The sequence below is a fragment of the Burkholderia sp. Ac-20345 genome, from assembly GCF_017104825.1.
In the GTDB taxonomy this organism is placed as follows: domain Bacteria; phylum Pseudomonadota; class Gammaproteobacteria; order Burkholderiales; family Burkholderiaceae; genus Burkholderia; species Burkholderia lata_B.
Genome location: NZ_JAAGPO010000383.1, coordinates 1 through 4,135, shown reverse-complemented (window position 1 = coordinate 4,135; position 4,135 = coordinate 1). Strand labels below are relative to the sequence as shown.

Here is a 4,135-nt window from a genome sequence, read left to right as displayed (position 1 = left end):
TCTCGTAGCGTGCGGCGCGCCCGCGCGCCGGCCGCGCCGCGGCGCTACGAAACAGCAGCGATCCGGCCGCAACCCGTGTCCCTACACTCGTCGGATCGCATCGCGGCGCGCAGGCGCCGTGCGCCGCGCGGTTCAAGGGAGACAAGCATGCTGTTGATCGACGGATTGGGACTGGGCGTCAACTGGCAGCGTTTCCTGTCGGAAACGCTGAACCCGGTCGTCGCGCCGCCGCCCCCGCCTCCGCCCCCGCCCAAGCAGGACGGTCCGTCGGCCGGCCCCGCGAACCCGAGCGTGGCGCCGCCGATTCCCGTGACGGCCACGCCGTCCACCGATCCGTCGAAGCCGACCAACGCCGAGATCGCGTCCGCGACGTCGCTGGTCCAGAGCATGGCCGCGCAGTACACGGTGCCGCCGCCCGACATCACGGTCGAAAACGACAAGACGCGCGCCGTGCAGAAGGCGATCCAGGACGCGCAAACGCAATACGACAACGCGTCGCAATCGCTGCAGGGCGCGCAGAACGTGCTGCGGCTCACGAACCGCGATCCCGAGTCGACACCCGACGACCGCAAGACCGCTCAGGATGCCTACGCGAAGGCACGCACCGCCGCCGACAGCGCGCAGCGCGACCTGAACGTGACGACCGACGCGGGCTACATGATCCTGTACGGCGAACAGGCGAACGCCGACATGCCGGCCGGGATGAAGATCGACGACTCCGGCAAGGTGACCGACCCGGGCGACGCGCAGCACGCCGCCGACCAGCAGTTCAAGGCGCTGCTGGCCGCGTTTCCCGATCACGCGAACGATCCGAACTGGGTGCCGCAGCCGGGCGACTGCAAGAACCCGCTGCAGACCCGGCTCTACGACGACTGGCAGACGGCCAGCGCAACGGCCGCGGTCGGCGCGTCGAAGTATTACGCGGACGTCGCGAATTCGAATCTCGCGTACACGCAATTCCAGTCGTACCTCGCCGATCCGGATTACAAGAGCGCGCTCGACGCGGGCGTCGGCCGGCTGAACGACGCGCTCCAGCCGCTGGAGCTGCAGGTCACGATGCCCGATGCGCCCGCTTCGCAGGACGCCGCGCAGCAGGCCGTCACGGCGGCCGCGAAGGATGCGAACTACGCGAACGCCGCGGCCGGCGCGGCGAACGACAGCCTGGCGCTCACGACTGCGCAGCAGCGCTACGATGCGGCCAGCGGCAAGGAAGGGCCGACGGTGATCGTCGCGAACGCGGTATCGGACGCGAAGACCGCCCTCGCCCGCGCACAGACGGCCGCGAACACGAGCGGCAGCTACCTGCAGATGCTGTCCGCGCAGCAGCAGGTCGACACGCTGCAGGCCGACTACACGAAGAAGACCCAGGCGGCCGACGCCTGGCACAAGGCCAACCCGAATTCGACGCTGAAGGACCCGCAGGTCGATCTCGACGTGGGCGACGCGTACGCGAAACTGACGCAGGCGCAGCAGCAGGCGGGCATCGCGCACGACGGCTTCATCGCCACCTACGGCGCAACGCTCGCGCAGCAGTACGACGATCAGGCGTCGCAGATCCAGGCGCAGGTCAACGCGCGCTCGATCTTCACGAAACCGGCCGCGCAGTCACCGTTCCTTGCGCCGCCGCTGTCGACCGCGAACGGCTTGCCGGCGCAGCCCGCGCCGTCGCTGTCGACCGCCGCGACCGCCACGCCCGCCGCCACGCCGACCTTGCCGACGGCATCACCGTTGCCGGCGCCGTCGCTGTCGACCGCGAACGGCGGATTACCGCAGTCGCTCACCACGCCCTTCGCGCTGCCGCAATCGACGGCCACGCCGGCGGCGCCGACGGGCCCGACGATGCTCGACGCGAAACGCCTGCAGGTGGTGGCTGGCGCGATCCGCGCGGCCGACAGCCGGCTGTCGGATTCGGTCAACGAGCGCGCGACCCAGGCCGCGCTGTCGCAGGCACGCATCCAGCAGACGGGCGCGAAGAGCACGCTTGCGTCGGTGCAGCAGCAGTACGACGACTGGGCGGCCGCCAATCCGCCGCCCGTGCGTTTTCGCACCGTCGCGGGCGACGACATGATCCCGGCGCCGTCGACGCCGCGCCCGAACCTGTACCAGGACCAGCTCGACAAGGCGAAGGCGGCCGTCACGCAGGCGGACAACGCGGTACAGCGCCTGCAGTTGCTGGGCGAGACGTCGCACCAGCAGGTGCTGATGGACCAGTTCGACGCGGGGCTCGACGAGCGGCTGCGCTACGCGGCGCCCGACTCCGACGCCGGGAACGACTACCGGAAGGCGCTGCACGACTTCTACGAGGCCCATCGCGGCGAGCTGTCGAACTCGCTGCTCGACGCGGCGAGCGCGAGCACGCAGAACGGCAACACGATCGCATTCGGCAAGCTGACCGACAACGAGCAGCGCAACCTGATCGGCGTCGCGCTCGGGATGCAGCCGGACGTGCAGAACACCGCATCGGCGAGCGATGGTTCGGATCCCGTATCGCCGACGAGCGACGACGTCGCGCGCTTCACCGACAAGGACAAGCTGAAGACGATCAACACCGTGCGCGACACGCTGCTGTCGGCCGGCGGCGGCGCGAACACGCAGGTCAGCGTGCTGCCGATGGTGTATGCGGCGAAGGACGCCGGCATGACGACGAGCGCGATCTTCAAGGTCACCGGCAAGGACGGCACGCAATACGTCGACGAAACGGGCAGCACGTACAACGACATCAACGACTACATCAACAACAACGAACTCTCGAAGGACGGCACCGTCGATATCGCGACCGGCCACAACGCGGACGGCACGCTGCAGCTCGTATCGAGGGCCGCGCATCACGAAAGCGGCTTCGACAGTTTCCTCGGCGCACTGACCAGCACCGGCGCGAATATCGGCATGATGCTCGGCGGGATGGCGCTCGAAGGCCTCGGCGGGCTGCTCGACGGCACCGGAATCGGCGCGATCGTCGGCGTGCCGCTGAACGTCCTCGGCGCGACGATGATGTACACGGCGATCGGCTCGACGATGACGAGCGCCGGGCTCGACATCGCGACGCGCATCGAGCACGGCCGCAGCATCAACCCGTTCACCGACGCGGGCGCGCGCGCCGACTTCATCAATCTCGTGCCGATGGGCGCGGCGGGCGCCGCGAAGCTCGCCGGCAGCAAGCTGTTCACGCGCGCCGTGACGGCGCTCACGCGCACGCCGAAAGTCGCGTCGCTGCTCACCACTGGCGCGAAGGCGACCGCGCTCGTGACCGGCGTCGGCGGCGCGGTCGAGGCGTTCGGCGAAGCCGGCGTCGACTATTTCACCGGCAACAAGAAGGCAGCCGGCGAGGAACTCAAGGCCGGGCTCACCAACGTCGCGCTGATGGCCGCCGGCGGCCTCAAGGAGCGCGCGGTCACGTCGCAGCGGATCCGCTCGGGCCGGCCGGTGCCGATCCGCACGACCGACGGCGAAACCGTCACGGTCGACAGCAAGCTGCTCGGCCAGATCCTGAACAAGGGCGACGCGTCGTCGCTCGCGTACGGCCGCACCCGCGCGACACTCGATGGCGACGCCGTGAAGGTGTCGCCCGAAGGCATGCTGATGGTCGGCGACAAGATCCTGACCTACGACAACAAGCCGATCCGCGTGCTCGACAAGGTCTCGAGCAAGCAGATGCCACCCGGCGAAACCGTGGTGCTCGGCGAAGACGGTACGCTGTCCGTCGTGAAGGCGTCGCCGAAGGCCTGGACCAACGGCACGCGCGTCGACGACGTGACGGGCACCGGCGAGCGCCTGTCGTTCGGCCCGGACGGCGAGATGAGCACGACGCCGAACATCGTCGCGAAGACGAAGCTCGCGCTCCTCGACCATGCGATCGCGCAAACGCGCGATGCGATCCGGCAAGCGAACGACACCGAAGCGCAGGGGCCGCGCAGCCTCGAACAGACTGCCGCCGAGGGCGAAACGGCGAGCACGGCGAGCAACGCCCGCAGCACGCAGCGTACGAGCCAGGAGCGCGCGCGCGTCGATCAACAGCACGACGAAACCGAGGTGAACCGCACGTCCGCTGCGCGCAGCGACCGGCGCAGCGCCGATGCGCAGGCACTGCGCGCCCGCACCGCCGAACCAGACGAGCCGGCCGGCGCCGGCACGCGTA

The 4,135-nt window shown here is 69.6% G+C and carries 1 protein-coding gene; it reads left to right on the top strand.

Translation table 11 applies throughout. The features are described from left to right. Window positions 1-147: 147 nt before the first annotated feature. The coding region (locus tag G3O06_RS46925) for a DUF4781 domain-containing protein (RefSeq protein WP_205820155.1) at window positions 148-4,135 on the top strand (3,988 nt) is incomplete at its 3' end.